Here is a 13045-nt window from a genome sequence, read left to right on the forward strand (position 1 = left end):
GAGACGGAACACGCGTGTTCCGTCTCTGATCACGCGAGTTCCGTGTCTGAGCACGGCTAGCCGACACTGACGCCGAACAGCACGCCGACGTAGTACGTCACCAGCATCGTCAGCGCGCCCATGCCGACGTTCCGCGCGATCGCGCGGCCGGCGCGGGCGTCGCCGAGTTTCGCGCTTATGAACCCGGTCAGCGCCAGCCCGACCACGACCGCCGAAGCGCACGCCCAGACCCGCGCCGAGGTCGACGTCCACACGATCGCCAGCAGCGGAAGCAGCGCGCCGACGGTGAACGCGACCAGCGAGGCCCAAGCCGCTTGCCACGGGCTGGTCAGATTGTCCGGATCGATGCCGAGTTCGGCCTCGGCGTGGGCTTGCAGCGCGTCCTTTTCGGTCAGTTCGCGGGCGACCTCGGCGGCGAGTTCGGGAGAAAGGCCCTTCGACTCGTAGATTTCCGCGAGTTCCCGTTCTTCGGCTTCGGGCATCTCCTTCAGCTCGCGCTTTTCCAGCCGCAACTGCGCGCGTTCGGTGTCGCGCTGCGTGCTCACCGAGACGTATTCGCCGCCCGCCATGGAAAGCGCGCCTGCCACCAGTCCCGCGATTCCCGCGGTCGCGATCGTGGTGGAGTCGGTGGTCGCGCCCGCGACGCCGACCACGATGCCCGCCACCGACACGATCCCGTCGTTCGCGCCGAGGACCCCGGCGCGCAGCCAGTTCAGTTTGCCGCTCAGATCCGCGTGCGGTTCGTGGGGATGTTCGGTCGATACGGTTTCGGTCACCTTTTCAGTGAAACACGGAGAACGGGAATCGGCGAGAGGAAATCTTTTCGGTAAATGCAGGCAATCCTTATTGACTATTGCCTTGCCTAACTTCTCGGATAGGTTGTCGGGCGTGGCCGAGGTGGTGATCCTGATCGGGCTCCAGGCGTCCGGGAAGACGACGTTCTCCCGGCGGGAGTTCGCGGGCACGCACGTCCACCTCAGCAAGGACCACTTCCCGAACGCCAGGCGACGGCAGGTCCGCCAGCTGCGGATGCTGGCCGAAGCGCTCGAAGACGGCCGTTCGGTGGTCGTGGACAACACCAACCCGTCGCCCGAGGAGTGGGCGCCGCTGATCGAGGTCGCCAGACGCCATGGCGCGCGCGTCGCCGGGTACTGGTTCCCGCCGGATCTCGAAGGTTCACAGGAGCGCAACGCCCGCCGGAACGGCAAAACCCGGGTGCCCGACGTCGGTCTTTATGCGACTCTCAAGCGGCTGCGGCGACCGACCGCGGAGGACGGTTTCGACGAGCTGTACACCGTGGGTTTCGACGGCGCGGGCGGGTTCGTCGTGGAGCGGGGTGACCATGGACGCGGGTGATTTCGAGGCGCGGCAACGGGAACGCGAGTGGTTCCACGGCTTGACCGTGCCGCCCGGCTCCTGGACGGTGCTCCGCGTCGACGGCCGGAGCTTCTCCAAGTTCACCGAAGCGCGGTTCGAGAAGCCGTTCGACCCGCGCTTCGCCGAGTGTATGGCCGAGGCGGCGAGCGCCCTGTCGACGGAGTTCGCTTCGCCTTACGTGTACACGGAAAGCGACGAGATCTCGCTCGTGCTCCCTCCGTCCGCCGACCTGTTCGGCCGGGGTGTGGAGAAGCTCGTGTCGATCTCCGCCGGGGTCGCGTCGGCCGCGTTCACCCACGCGGCCGGAGTGCCCGCGCACTTCGACGGCCGGGTCTGGCTCGGCACGACGGCGGACGACGTCGTCGACTACTTCTCCTGGCGCCAGGCGGACGCGACCCGCTGCGCGCTCAACGGCTGGTGCTACTGGATCCTGCGCAAGGCGGGGAAATCGGCGAGTGAGGCCGGAGCGGCTCTCGAAGGCGCGGGCGTCTCCGAGAAGAACGAGCTGCTTTTCGCGCACGGCGTCAACTTCGCCGAAGTCCCCGCCTGGCAGCGGCGCGGCGTCGGGCTGTACTGGGAGTCCTTCGAGCGCACCGGTTTCGACCCGGTGCGGGAGATCGAGGTCTCCGCGACCCGCCGCCGCCTCCGCGTCGACAGGGAGTTGCCGATGAAGGGCGAGTACCGCGCCTTCCTCGGCGGACTGCTTCAGCCGATCGGTTCGGGCAGCCGCCGCACGCTGTAGGCGAGTTCGATCGTCTCGCCGGTCGCCGGGTCGCCCAGTTCCACGCGCCAGGAGTCGGCGAACTGGTCGACGCCGTGCACCATCGGGATCGTGCCCGAGATCAGCACGGTGCCCGGGGCGTACAGGTCGCGTTCGCGCAGCACGTCCAGCCAGTACGACGGCGGCAGCAGCTCCGCGAGTTTTCCTTGCTGGATCAGGGTTTCCCCCGCCCAGGCGGACAGGGTGAGCTCGTCGAGCCGGTCCTGGACGTCGACGAGACGCCAGGCCTTGGCGGCGAGGACGTCGGGGCCGGCGTTCTTGCTCCACGCGACGCCGTGCGCTTCGAGCGCGCGGTCGGTGTGGTCGCAGGCGGCGGTCAGGAGGACGTCCTCGGGCGCGGGGCCGGTGATGACGATGGCCCACTCGGCCTCACCGGAGGTCTTCTCGTGCTGCACCGGGACCTCTTCGGTCTGGCTCGCCAGGTACGGCGCGACCGGGTAGAGCGCCGGGATCACCGAGGGCGCGGGGACGCCGAGTTCGGCCAGTTCGGCCACATGGGCGGCGACGTCCTCCTGGCTGCGACCGGCGTATCCGGCGTTCAGCAGCGTGTGGACCTCGGTCCGCCGCTCCTGGCCGTCGGGAAGGGTGAAACGCAGCTCAGGCATCGGTCCTCCGAGATTGGGGGTTGCGCATACAGCTTGTATACAAGGAGTATATCCGCAATTCAACCCCTCCCGGCGGGGTTGCGGACCTTCTACGGACGGGAAGTGGACATGACCTCACCAGCCGGTGACCGGCGCTCGCTACGCAAGGCCTTCGCGGCCAGCCTCTCGGGGACCGCGCTCGAGTGGTACGACTTCGCGGCCTACTCGGTGGCGGCCGCGACGATCTTCGGGCATCTCTTCTTCCCGTCGGGAGACCAGCTCGCGAGCACGATGGCGGCGTTCTCCACCTACGCCGTCGGCTACCTGGCCCGGCCGCTCGGCGGTTTCCTCTTCGGCCGCCTCGGCGACGTGCTCGGGCGCAAGCGCATCCTGGTCATGACCCTCGTGCTCACCGGCGTAGCGACGTTCCTCATCGGTGTCCTGCCCACGTACGAGAACATCGGCGGCTTCGCGGCCGTCCTGCTCGTGGCGCTGCGGTTCGCACAGGGCGTCGGCATCGGCGGCGAATGGGGTGGCGCCGTCCTGCTGTCGAGCGAGTTCGGGGATCCGGGCAAACGCGGGTTCTGGGCGTCGGCCGCGCAGATCGGCCCGCCCGCGGGCAACCTGCTCGCCAACGGTGTCCTCGCCGTCCTGGCCGCGCTGCTCACCGAGGACCAGTTCAACAGCTGGGGCTGGCGGATCGCGTTCCTGCTCTCGGGCGCGCTGGTCGGATTCGGCCTCTGGATCCGGCTCAAGCTGGAGGAGACGCCGGTCTTCAAGAAGATCCAGGAGCGTGGCGAGCGTTCGTCGGCGCCGATCTCCGAGGTCTTCCGCACCGAACGCCGCGCGCTCGTCGCGGCCGTGCTGATCCGGGTCTGCCCGGACGTGCTCTACGCGCTGTTCACCGTCTTCGTCCTCACCTACGTCACCACGCACACCGACCTCTCGCGCGGCGCCGGGCTGGCCGCGGTGATGATCGGTTCCGCTTTCCAGCTGGTGCTGATGCCGCTGTTCGGCGCGCTCTCGGACCGGGTGTCGCGGCGCAAGCTGTACCTGGTCGCGACCATCGCCGCCGGGATCTGGCCGTTCGTGTTCTTCCCGATGGTCAGCGGTGGTTCGTTCGCGATGCTGGCGATCGGGATCGTGCTCGCGCTGGTCATCCACGCCGCGCTCTACGGCCCGCAGGCCGCCCTCGTCACCGAGCAGTTCTCGCCGCGCCTGCGCTACACCGGCAGCTCGCTGGCGTACACCCTCGCCGGGGTCATCGGCGGGGCGCCCGCGCCGCTGCTGTTCACGGCGCTGCTCGCCGGCTTCGACACCTGGCTGGCGATCGGGGTCTACTTGCTCGCGACCGCGGTGGTGAGCATCATCGGTGTCGTGCTCGCCCGCGACCCGGACCGCGAAGAGGAGGCCGCTGCCATGGAATCCGTGCGATGACCTGGACCGCCATGTCCACAGTGGAGGGTCTGCCGCTGCTCGGCGGACAGGGCCGGTTCCGGACGCTCGCGACGGCGGAAGGCGGTCTGGCGTACGAGATCCACTATCCGGCCGGTGTCGCTTCTCCGGTGCACAGCCACGACCATGACAGCATCGTGTACCTGATTTCGGGTTCGCTGCGCGGCACGCTCGACGGCCGTGAGGTGACGCTGGAGGCGGGCGGCACGATCGTCCACCCGCGCGGCGTCCCGCACAGCGTCGAGGCCATTGTGGACAGTCAGTGGGTCGAGTTCAAGACGCCGTTGCCCGCGCGGCCGCCGATCGCGGAATGAAAAAAACCGGGGCGGGCACTGAAGTTTCCAGCGTCCGCCCCGGTCAGGAGGAAAGTCTCAGGCGTCCAGCTCGGCCAGCGCCAGCTTCGCCTTCTCCAGCTCCGCTTCGAGCTGGGCCACCTTCGCGGCCTGCAGCTCGCGGGCGGCGTTGATGACCTCGTCGATCGGGCCCGACAGATCCGCGTGCAGCTCCTTGGCGGCACGGGACACGGCGGCGGCCGGGATCTCCAGGCCCTTCGCGACCCACTTGGCGCCGTTCTTGAGCTCGGCCTGCCACTCGCCGTCGGCGGTGCCGGTGACCGTGAGGGTCAGCTCGACGGTGCGGGTCTTCTTCGCGGTGGTGGCGACCTTCGGGCGGCCACGCTTGGGCTTGGGGGACTCGGCCGTGTTCTCTTCGGCGGGGGTCTCCGAAGACGCGGAAGCCTCGGGGGCTTCGGTCTTGGCCTCGGTGTTCTCCGAGTTGGTCTCCGAGGTGGTCTCCGCCTGCGGCGTCGAGTCGACGGGCGCTTCGGTAGCCGCTTCTTCGGACACGGCGTCAGTGCGTGTCAAGGCATCCACGGTCATCGTCGGTGTCGCTCCTTGCCCGGGTATGGGGTGGTACCCGGCACATCCTAGAACAGGCGTTCGACTGTCGCGCGGCAGGGTGTGCTAAGCGTGTCGCATGATCGCATCGGTCCGCGACGATCGGGCGCGGTCCGGTCGCGCTGCGTCAGAGTCGACGGTGAAGGGAGGCCACGTGATCTCGGCACTCAATCGGCTCGTCGATCTGGTCGAAGAGCACCTCGAGGACGACTTCGACGTCACCGGGCTGGCCGGCTCGTCCGGCACGACCGAGTACCACCTGCGCCGGATGTTCTCGTCGTTGGCGGGAATGTCGCTGTCGGAGTACGTCCGCCGTCGCCGCATGACCGCCGCCGTCGCCGACGTCGTCCGTGGCGAGGGCGATCTGCTGACCATCGCCGTCCGGTACGGCTACGGCTCGGCCGAGGCGTTCGGCAGGGCGTTCCGGGCAGTCCACGGCGCCGGTCCCGGTGAGGTTCGCCGCGACGGTGGGCCCCTTCGCACACAACCGCGGCTCAGGTTCCGCCTGAGCGTCGAAGGGAGCATCCCCATGGAAACCCGTATCGTCGACCGTCCCGCTTTCCGGCTCGCCGGGCACGCGACCCGCGTCCCGCTCGTCCACGAAGGCGTCAACCCGCACATCCAGCGGCACATCACCGCGCTGCCGCCGGAGGCGCACGCCCGGCTGAAAGCGCTCAGCGACACCGAACCGCCGGGACTGCTGCAGGTCAGCGACGCCCTCGACCCGGACGATGCCGAGCTGACCTATCTGCACGGGGTCGCCGTCACCGGTGACATCCCTGGCGATCTCGACGTCATCGAGGTGCCGGCCGGGAGGTGGGCGGTGTTCCGTACCGACGGCCCGCATCCGGAGGCACTGCAGAAGGTGTGGGCGGCGACGGCGACCGAATGGTTCCCGTCCAACCCGTGGCGCCTGCGGCCGGGACCGTCGATCGTCACGATCCTGGAGCACTCGGACGACTTCGGGACCGCCACCTGTGAACTCTGGCTGGCCGTCGAACCCGCCTGACCGATGCGATGAAGGGGCCTTTCATCGCACGCGCGGAGGGTGTGACCGGGCTGGCCAGCTTCACTCCGTGAAGTACCCGAGCTGTGCCGAGAGGTCCGTGGCGGCCTCGGCGAGCGGCCGCACCATCTGCCGCACCCGCTGTTTCGAAAGCCGGTACGACGGACCGGAAGCGCTCATCGCCGCGACGACGTCCCCGCCGGGGCCGTGCACCGGCACCGCGACCGCGTGCATCCCCAGTTCCAGCTCCTCGAAACAGGCCGCGTACCCGTCCTCGGCGACACGCTCCAGTTCCGCTGTCAGCTCGTCCGGATCGACCGTGGTCCGCGGCGTGAACCGTTCGAGTTTCCGCCGGAGCAAGCGTTTGCGCTCGGCGTCGCCCATGTACGCGAGCAGCACCTTCCCGCTGGACGTCGCGTGCAGGGGCGTGCGCTGGCCGGTCCAGTTCTGCGTGGTGATCGCGGCCGAGCCGCGGGCCTGGCTGACGTTGATCGCGACCCCGTCGTCGGCGATCGCGATGTTGACCGTCTCGCCGAGCGTCTCCGCCAGGCCCTGGCAGGTCTGCCTGCCCAGTTTCGCCAGGTCCATCCGGCCGGTGGCGGCACCCGCCAGCCGGACGACGCCGAAGCCGATCGCGTACTTGCCGCGTTCCCCGAGTTGCTCGACGAGGCCGCGGTTCTCCAGGACGCTCAGCAGCCGCGAAGCCGTCGATTTGTGCACGCCGAGTTCGCCCGCGATCTCGGTGATCCCCGTTTCCCCGTTGCGCGCCAGCAGTTCCAGCACGCTGATCGCGCGGTCGACGGATTGCACCTGGCTGGGCGTTGCGTTCCCCGCGTCCTGGTTCCGCATGACGCAACAGTAGCCGTTTCGCCGGGATCCGTTCGGCTGAGTGGGCGAATCCCTTGACGCACCGGCCCCTCGAGGGTGATTGTTGCGCAGAGCACGTCCAGTCTCGTAATACGCAACATCGACAACCGTCGGTCCTTTTCCCCGGAGGCCCCGATGATCCGTGCCTGCTCCGTCTCCGAACTTCCCGAGGGCGAAGCTCTCCGCCTCGAAGGTCCCGTGCCTGTTTCGGTCTTCCACTCCGAGGGCGGTTTCTACGCCCTGGACGACACGTGCAGCCACCAGGACGCGTCGCTCGCCGACGGCTGGATCGAGGACTGCTTCGTCGAATGCCCGCTGCACGCCGCCCGGTTCGATCTGCGGACCGGCGTCCCGGACTGCCTTCCCGCGAAGAGCGCCGTGCGCACGTACCCGGTCGTGGTCGCCGACGGGGTGATCTACGTGGACACCGGGGTAAGACAGGACGTCGCTTGAGAACGGTCGCCGTCGTCGGCACCTCGCTGGCGGGACTCCGTTCGGCGCAGGAGTTGCGCGCGCGGGGATTCGGCGGACGGCTGGTGATGATCGGCGCCGAACCGCCGTACGACCGGCCGCCGTTGTCGAAGGATTTCTTGCTGGGCAAGGTATCCGCCGATGATCTCGCGCTCGCCGGGCAGGACGGCCTCGACGGACTTGACGCCGAATGGCGGATCGGTGTCCGTGCCGAAAAGTTCGGCCGCGAAGGCGTGACACTCGCCGACGGCACCACGATCACCGCCGACGGCTATGTCATCGCGACCGGGGCGGTGGCCAGAACCCTTGGCGCGGCGAGGAATCTGAAAGGCGTTCACACCCTGCGGACGCTGGACGACGCCGTCTCCTTGAAACAGGATCTCGCCGCCGGCCCCGTTTCGGTGGTCGTCGTCGGCGCGGGATTCATCGGCGCGGAGGTCGCGTCCGCCTGTCGCCTGCTCGGCCACGACGTCACCGTGATCGAGGCGATGCCCGTCCCGCTCACCCCGGTCCTCGGCGCGCGCATGGGCGCGGTGTGCGGGGAACTGCACGCCGAGAACGACGTCCGCTTGATCGCGGGAGTCGCCGTCGCCGGGTTCGCCGGGACCGAACGCGTCACCGGTGTGCGGCTCGCCGACGGCCGGGAGATCCGCGCCGATCTCGTCGTCGCCGGAGTCGGGGCGCGGCCTGCCACCGAATGGCTGACCGGCTCCGGGCTCGCCGTCGACGACGGGGTGCTCGTCGATTCCGGCTGTGTCACAGCGAATCCCCGGGTGATCGCGGTGGGTGACGTCGCGCGGTACCGCTGCCGTCTGCGCGGAAGGCGTGTCCGGTCGGAACACTGGACGGCGGCGAACGAGCAGGCGGGCGCCGCTGTCGAGAACCTGCTCGCCGGTGCGACCGTCACGCATTTCGCACGACACGGTTACTTTTGGTCCGATCAGTACGGACGGCGGCTCCAATTCGCCGGAGTGGCCACGGAAGACGTGCGGATCGTCGAAGGCGACGTCGCTTCGAAGCGCTTCGTCGCGACCTATCACCGCGGCCACGTCCTGGCCGGTGTCTTCGCGATCGACTCCCCGAGGCCGTTCACCAAGCTCCGACGTGCCCTCTAGGGCCCGAAGACCCTACTCGGATGGAGCAATTTGCCCGATTCGATGATCTTTCTGGTGGTCACATCGCCGGGTCGCGCGCTCGCGCGGGGAAACTAGTGCGAACATAGGTTTATGAAGGCACGTGTTCTGGTCGTCGACGACGACCCTGCTCTCGCGGAGATGCTCACCATCGTGCTGCGTGGGGAGGGGTTCGACACAGCCGTCGTGGCCGACGGCTCACGAGCGCTGCCCGCGCTTCGTGAGCTGAAACCGGACCTGGTCCTCCTCGACCTCATGCTGCCCGGGATGAACGGCATCGACGTCTGCAAGGCGATCCGCGCCGAGTCCGGCGTGCCGATCGTGATGCTCACCGCCAAGAGCGACACCGTCGACATCGTCCTCGGGCTCGAGTCGGGCGCCGACGACTACGTGGTCAAGCCCTTCAAGCCGAAGGAACTCGTGGCCCGCGTCCGCGCCCGGATGCGCCGCACCGAGGCCGAGCCCGCGGAGTCGCTGACGATCGGCGACCTCGCGATCGACGTTCCCGGGCACGAGGTGACCCGGGAGGGCAAGGCCATCCCGCTGACCCCGCTGGAGTTCGACCTCCTGGTCGCGCTCGCCCGCAAACCGCGTCAGGTGTTCACCCGCGAGGTACTCCTCGAACAGGTGTGGGGCTATCGCCACGCCGCCGACACCCGGCTGGTGAACGTGCACGTCCAGCGTCTGCGTTCGAAGGTGGAGAAGGATCCGGAGCACCCCGAGGTGGTGCTGACGGTCCGCGGTGTCGGGTACAAGGCCGGCCCGCCGTGATCACCCCATGAGCGGACGCTTGCGAAAGCTTGCCCAAACCACGATGCGCCATGCCCGGCGCATCGTGGTTTTCGTGCGCCGCAAGGTGGTCTCGTTCAACGAGCTGTGGCGGTATTCGCTCCAGTTCCGGGTCACGGTGTCCACGCTGGCACTGTCGTCGGCCGTGGTGTTCGTGCTGGGCATGGTGCTGCAGAACCAGATCACCGACCGGCTGATGGAGACCAAACAGAACGCGGCGATCGCGCAGACCCGGGCGGTCGTCGAGACCGCGGCCAGCGAGCTGGTCGGCGTCGGCACCGAAGGCACGGAAGCGCTGACGGCGCGGATGAACAACGCGCTCAAGAAGATCTCCAGCACGACGAGCTCACCGGACGGCGCGGGATCGACCGCGGGCACCTTCGAACCGGTGCTCGCCGCGGGCGGCCGCGACCAGTCGAGCAAGCCGGTGGCCGCGGGTCCTTATGACAAGGTGCCTGTCCGGCTGCGCCAGTTCGTGGAGACCGAGCAGCTCAGCTGGCTGATCCACACGGCCACCGAAGCCGACGGCGGCAAGACGACGTATCTGATCGTCGGCGCGCCGGTGAGCACGATGATCAACCCGCTCCAGCTCTATCTGCTGTACCCGCTCACCAGCGAGCAGAACACCGTCTCGACCGTGCAGAACACGCTGCTCGTCGGCGGGCTCGTCCTGCTGCTCCTGCTGGCCGGGATCACGAACCTGGTCACCCGGCAGGTGGTCCGGCCGGTCCGGCAGGCCGCCGCGGCGGCCGAACAATTCGCGGACGGGGACCTCGACCAGCGCCTCGCCGTGCTCGGTGAAGACGATCTCGCCAAACTCGCCGTGTCCTACAACGGGATGGCCGCGAGTATCCAGCGGCAGATCCGCCAGCTGGAGGACTTCGGCGGGTTGCAGCGCCGGTTCACCTCCGACGTCTCGCACGAACTGCGCACTCCGCTGACCACCGTCCGGATGGCCGCCGACGTGCTGCACGCGTCGCGCGAGCAGTTCCCCGCCGGGCTCGCCCGGTCCACCGAGCTGCTGGTCGACGAACTCGACCGGTTCGAGGCCCTGCTGGGCGACCTGCTGGAGATCAGCAGGCTCGACGCGGGTGTCGAGGAGCTTTCGGCCGAGCTGATCGACGTCCGGCCGATCGCGACCAGGGCCGTCGAACAGGTCCGGGTGATCGCGGGCAACGCGGGCAGCTCCGTCGAGCTGATCCTGCCGGACGAGGAGGCGCCCGCCGAGGTCGACGCGCGCCGGGTCGAACGGATCCTGCGTAACCTGCTCGCCAACGCGGTGGACCACAGCGAAGGAAACCCGGTGGTGCTGACGCTGGCGGTCAACGAGACCGCGGTAGCCATCACCGTGCGAGACCGTGGCGTTGGGCTCCGGCCCGGTGAGGCGGAGCTGGTCTTCAACCGGTTCTGGCGGGCCGACCCGTCCCGTAACCGCCGCACCGGCGGCACCGGGCTCGGCCTCGCGATCAGCCAGGAGGACGCCCGGCTGCACGGCGGCGTCCTCGACGCGTGGGGCGAGACCGGTCACGGCGCCTGCTTCCGGCTCGTGCTGCCGCGGCAGCAGGACACGCCGATGGGGGAGAGCCCGCTGGTCCTGCCCCCGCCCGATCACAAGGCGACCGATCCGCACGGCTCGTCGTCGGGACTGCTCGAAGTCCGCCCGGCGCCCGACGCGATCCTCGCCGAGCCCGAGGAGGTCGGCCGGTGAAGCGGCTGCTGACCCTGCTTGCGGTGTTCCTGCTGGTCTCCGGCTGCGCGAACATCCCGCTCGAGACCCAGCCCGCCGTCGTCCCCGGGGACAAACCCGGGCAGGCGCCGGTGGACGTCCCAGAACCGGCGGACGGGCTCGACTCGCTGACCGTCGTCCGCCAGTTCATCCGCAACTCCGCGACCCCGGGCACGGCGAACGCCGACGCGCGGGTCTACCTCGACGACGAGGCCCGGCGCAACTGGAAGCCGTCGCCGGGACTGACGATCATCGACAACACCTTCGGCACCGTTTACGACACCGGGACGCCGACCGGGAACCCGGACGAGCAGGTGGTGAACGTCCGCGGGTTCAAACTCGGCAACCTGAGCCCCGACAGCGCGTTCATCCCGGTGAAGGCCGAGTACTCGCAGCAGTTCAAGCTGCGGAAGCAGCAGAACGGCCAGTGGCGGATCGTGGACCCGCCGCAGGATCTCGCCGTCACCGACGCGGACTTCGCGACCAACTACTTCCGGGTGCCGATCAGCTTCTACTCGCCCGACTCCGGCACCTTCGTCCCCGACCTCCGTTACGTCGCGGCGAAACCGCAGGCCGGGCTGCCCGGCCGGGTGATGGACCTGGTGCTCCAGGGGCCGTCGGAAGAGCTGAAGGGCGCTGTCAAGGACCTGCTGAACGACCAGGTCACCACCGAGACCAACGTGCGAAGCACCGACGACGGGACACTCGACGTCGCCCTGACCGGGATCGGCGGGGCCAGTCTCGTCGACCGGAACCTGATCGCGGCGCAGATCGTCCTCTCGTTGCAGACGGTGACCCTGAGCCGGATCCGGCTGCTGGCCGACGGCACCGCGCTGGTGCCGGAACACGAATACTGGCGCTCCAGCGAGCTGCCGAACTACAACGTGGACATCGCGCCCAACTCGGAGCTGCTGGGCCTGATGACCGTGAACGGGCGGGTCCGGTCGCTCGGCGACGGGCAGCCGGTCGGCGGGCCCGCGGGCAACGGCGGCTACAAGGTCGTCAGTGCCGGGCAGTCCGTCGACGGCAAACGGCTCGCCGTGGTCGAGGAACGCGACGGCAGGCAGTGGCTCCGGGTCGGCGACCTGGGCCGCGACCTCGCTTCGGTCGACCTGTTCGGCGGCAGCCTGAGCCGCCCCACCTGGCGCCCGGTCGCCCGCGGCGGCGGGCTTTCGGGCGAGGTGTGGACGGTCGTCGACCACAACACCGTCGCCAGGATCACGCTCGCCGCGGACGGCCGCTGGGTGAAGGCCGGCGTCGACGCGACCCTGCTCACCGGGCTCGGCCAGATCACCGAACTGCGCCTTTCGCGCGACGGGTCCCGGCTGGCCGCGGTGGTCAACGGGCAGCTCGTGGTCGCCTCGATCGTGCGGACGGCGGACTCGGTGGCGCTGCGGGCGCCGCGCAAGCTGCAGGAACGCGACCTCAAGGACGTCGTCGACGTCGACTGGGCGACCCAGGACCACCTGATCGCCGCGACCTCGTCGAGCTCGCTGCCGGTGGTCAAGGTGCCGCTGGACGGACAGCGGATGGACACCTTCAACAGCTCGAACCTGACCCCGCCGGTGCACGGCGTCACCGCGGCGCCGAGCAGGCAGAACCTGGTCGCGGACGCGGGTGGGCTGTGGGTCGCCTCCGAACTGGGCGAGGTCTGGCGGCCGCAGGCGCACACGGTCACCGACGCGGACCCGTTCTACCCGGGCTGAGCCTCCGGGGCGGTGCCACGTTCGCCGGCCCGCTCCCTGAAGGGCGCCACGTTCGCCGGCCCGGTCTCTGAAGCGGGGCCACGTTCGCCGGCCCGGTCCGTGAAGGCCTCCTTGCCTACCCTGAAGGTAGGGAAGGAGGCCTTCACCACCTTCAGGGGCGCCACGTTCGCACCGGCCGCACCAGTAGCCACAGCGGCCGCACCCAGAAGTACATGAAGGCCCCCTTCCTTGCGCTAGGCGCAAGGAAGGGGGCC

General features: G+C 69.2%; 14 protein-coding genes. 10 read left to right on the forward strand and 4 right to left on the reverse strand.

From position 1 onward, the window contains the following. Positions 1-56: 56 nt before the first annotated feature. Complete coding sequence (locus tag ACFWMR_RS39545; protein WP_378382102.1) at positions 57-776, reverse strand: VIT1/CCC1 transporter family protein; 720 nt, start codon at positions 774-776, stop codon at positions 57-59. 112 nt (positions 777-888) lie between these two features. Between ACFWMR_RS39545 and ACFWMR_RS39550 the strand changes: the two genes are divergently transcribed. Together ACFWMR_RS39550 and ACFWMR_RS39555 are read left to right on the forward strand one after the other, a co-directional pair. Then, positions 889-1356 (forward strand): AAA family ATPase, encoded by a 468-nt coding sequence (locus ACFWMR_RS39550; RefSeq protein WP_378382103.1) that lies wholly within the window; start codon positions 889-891, stop codon positions 1354-1356. Continuing rightward, positions 1343-2119, forward strand: coding sequence for a tRNA(His) guanylyltransferase Thg1 family protein (locus tag ACFWMR_RS39555; RefSeq protein WP_378382110.1), 777 nt, complete (start codon positions 1343-1345; stop codon positions 2117-2119). The genes ACFWMR_RS39550 and ACFWMR_RS39555 overlap by 14 nt, the downstream gene beginning before the upstream one ends. Here ACFWMR_RS39555 and ACFWMR_RS39560 read toward each other — a convergent pair. Further along, positions 2083-2763, reverse strand: a complete 681-nt coding sequence (locus ACFWMR_RS39560; RefSeq protein ID WP_378274360.1) for a DUF2848 domain-containing protein — start codon at positions 2761-2763, stop codon at positions 2083-2085. The two genes, ACFWMR_RS39555 and ACFWMR_RS39560, sit on opposite strands and share 37 nt — an antisense overlap. Positions 2764-2871: 108 nt before the next feature. Between ACFWMR_RS39560 and ACFWMR_RS39565 the strand changes: the two genes are divergently transcribed. After that, positions 2872-4179, forward strand: a complete 1308-nt coding sequence (locus tag ACFWMR_RS39565; RefSeq protein WP_093932355.1) for an MFS transporter — start codon at positions 2872-2874, stop codon at positions 4177-4179. After that, a complete protein-coding gene (locus tag ACFWMR_RS39570) occupies positions 4176-4511 on the forward strand; it encodes a cupin domain-containing protein (RefSeq protein ID WP_378382104.1) in 336 nt (111 codons plus the stop codon). The genes ACFWMR_RS39565 and ACFWMR_RS39570 overlap by 4 nt, the downstream gene beginning before the upstream one ends. A gap of 57 nt (positions 4512-4568) precedes the next feature. Here the strand turns inward: ACFWMR_RS39570 and ACFWMR_RS39575 are convergent, their stop codons facing one another. Then, entirely contained in the window at positions 4569-5075 is a 507-nt protein-coding gene (locus tag ACFWMR_RS39575; protein ID WP_378382105.1) for a DUF6319 family protein, read from the reverse strand. Between the two features lie 172 nt (positions 5076-5247). On the opposite strand from ACFWMR_RS39575, the gene ACFWMR_RS39580 reads away from it, so the two are divergent. Beyond that, positions 5248-6102: an AraC family transcriptional regulator gene (locus tag ACFWMR_RS39580; protein ID WP_378382106.1), complete on the forward strand. Its 855-nt coding sequence runs from the start codon at positions 5248-5250 to the stop codon at positions 6100-6102. A gap of 60 nt (positions 6103-6162) precedes the next feature. Here the strand turns inward: ACFWMR_RS39580 and ACFWMR_RS39585 are convergent, their stop codons facing one another. After that, positions 6163-6948, reverse strand: coding sequence for an IclR family transcriptional regulator (locus ACFWMR_RS39585; RefSeq protein WP_378382107.1), 786 nt, complete (start codon positions 6946-6948; stop codon positions 6163-6165). A 153-nt stretch (positions 6949-7101) separates the two neighbouring features. On the opposite strand from ACFWMR_RS39585, the gene ACFWMR_RS39590 reads away from it, so the two are divergent. The 5 genes from ACFWMR_RS39590 to ACFWMR_RS39610 all read left to right on the forward strand — a co-directional run bounded on the left by ACFWMR_RS39590 (position 7102) and on the right by ACFWMR_RS39610 (position 12791). Continuing rightward, the gene (locus ACFWMR_RS39590) at positions 7102-7419 is read left to right on the forward strand and encodes a bifunctional 3-phenylpropionate/cinnamic acid dioxygenase ferredoxin subunit (protein ID WP_093936666.1); all 318 of its coding nucleotides are present in this window, start codon (positions 7102-7104) and stop codon (positions 7417-7419) included. After that, positions 7416-8552, forward strand: a complete 1137-nt coding sequence (locus tag ACFWMR_RS39595) for an NAD(P)/FAD-dependent oxidoreductase (protein WP_378382108.1) — start codon at positions 7416-7418, stop codon at positions 8550-8552. The genes ACFWMR_RS39590 and ACFWMR_RS39595 overlap by 4 nt, the downstream gene beginning before the upstream one ends. A gap of 111 nt (positions 8553-8663) precedes the next feature. Further along, complete coding sequence (mtrA, locus tag ACFWMR_RS39600; RefSeq protein WP_005150760.1) at positions 8664-9341, forward strand: MtrAB system response regulator MtrA; 678 nt, start codon at positions 8664-8666, stop codon at positions 9339-9341. 43 nt (positions 9342-9384) lie between these two features. Next, positions 9385-11067 (forward strand): MtrAB system histidine kinase MtrB, encoded by a 1683-nt coding sequence (mtrB, locus tag ACFWMR_RS39605; RefSeq protein ID WP_378382111.1) that lies wholly within the window; start codon positions 9385-9387, stop codon positions 11065-11067. Then, a complete protein-coding gene (locus tag ACFWMR_RS39610; RefSeq protein ID WP_378382109.1) occupies positions 11064-12791 on the forward strand; it encodes an LpqB family beta-propeller domain-containing protein in 1728 nt (575 codons plus the stop codon). The genes mtrB and ACFWMR_RS39610 overlap by 4 nt, the downstream gene beginning before the upstream one ends. Positions 12792-13045 lie beyond the last annotated feature (254 nt).

This window comes from Amycolatopsis thailandensis, from assembly GCF_042723255.1.
GTDB classification, from domain to species: Bacteria; Actinomycetota; Actinomycetes; order Mycobacteriales; family Pseudonocardiaceae; genus Amycolatopsis; species Amycolatopsis thailandensis.

Excerpts from the sequence above, each read along its gene's own strand:
- ACFWMR_RS39565 (WP_093932355.1), top strand. The coding sequence starts at position 2,872 with ATGACCTCACCAGCCGGTGACCGGCGCTCGCTACGCAAGGCCTTCGCG.
- ACFWMR_RS39575 (WP_378382105.1), bottom strand. The coding sequence starts at position 5,075 with ATGACCGTGGATGCCTTGACACGCACTGACGCCGTGTCCGAAGAAGCG.
- ACFWMR_RS39590 (WP_093936666.1), top strand. The coding sequence starts at position 7,102 with ATGATCCGTGCCTGCTCCGTCTCCGAACTTCCCGAGGGCGAAGCTCTC.
- ACFWMR_RS39585 (WP_378382107.1), bottom strand. The coding sequence starts at position 6,948 with ATGCGGAACCAGGACGCGGGGAACGCAACGCCCAGCCAGGTGCAATCC.
- ACFWMR_RS39555 (WP_378382110.1), top strand. The coding sequence starts at position 1,343 with ATGGACGCGGGTGATTTCGAGGCGCGGCAACGGGAACGCGAGTGGTTC.
- mtrA (WP_005150760.1), top strand. The coding sequence starts at position 8,664 with ATGAAGGCACGTGTTCTGGTCGTCGACGACGACCCTGCTCTCGCGGAG.
- ACFWMR_RS39570 (WP_378382104.1), top strand. The coding sequence starts at position 4,176 with ATGACCTGGACCGCCATGTCCACAGTGGAGGGTCTGCCGCTGCTCGGC.
- mtrB (WP_378382111.1), top strand. The coding sequence starts at position 9,385 with ATGCGCCATGCCCGGCGCATCGTGGTTTTCGTGCGCCGCAAGGTGGTC.
- ACFWMR_RS39560 (WP_378274360.1), bottom strand. The coding sequence starts at position 2,763 with ATGCCTGAGCTGCGTTTCACCCTTCCCGACGGCCAGGAGCGGCGGACC.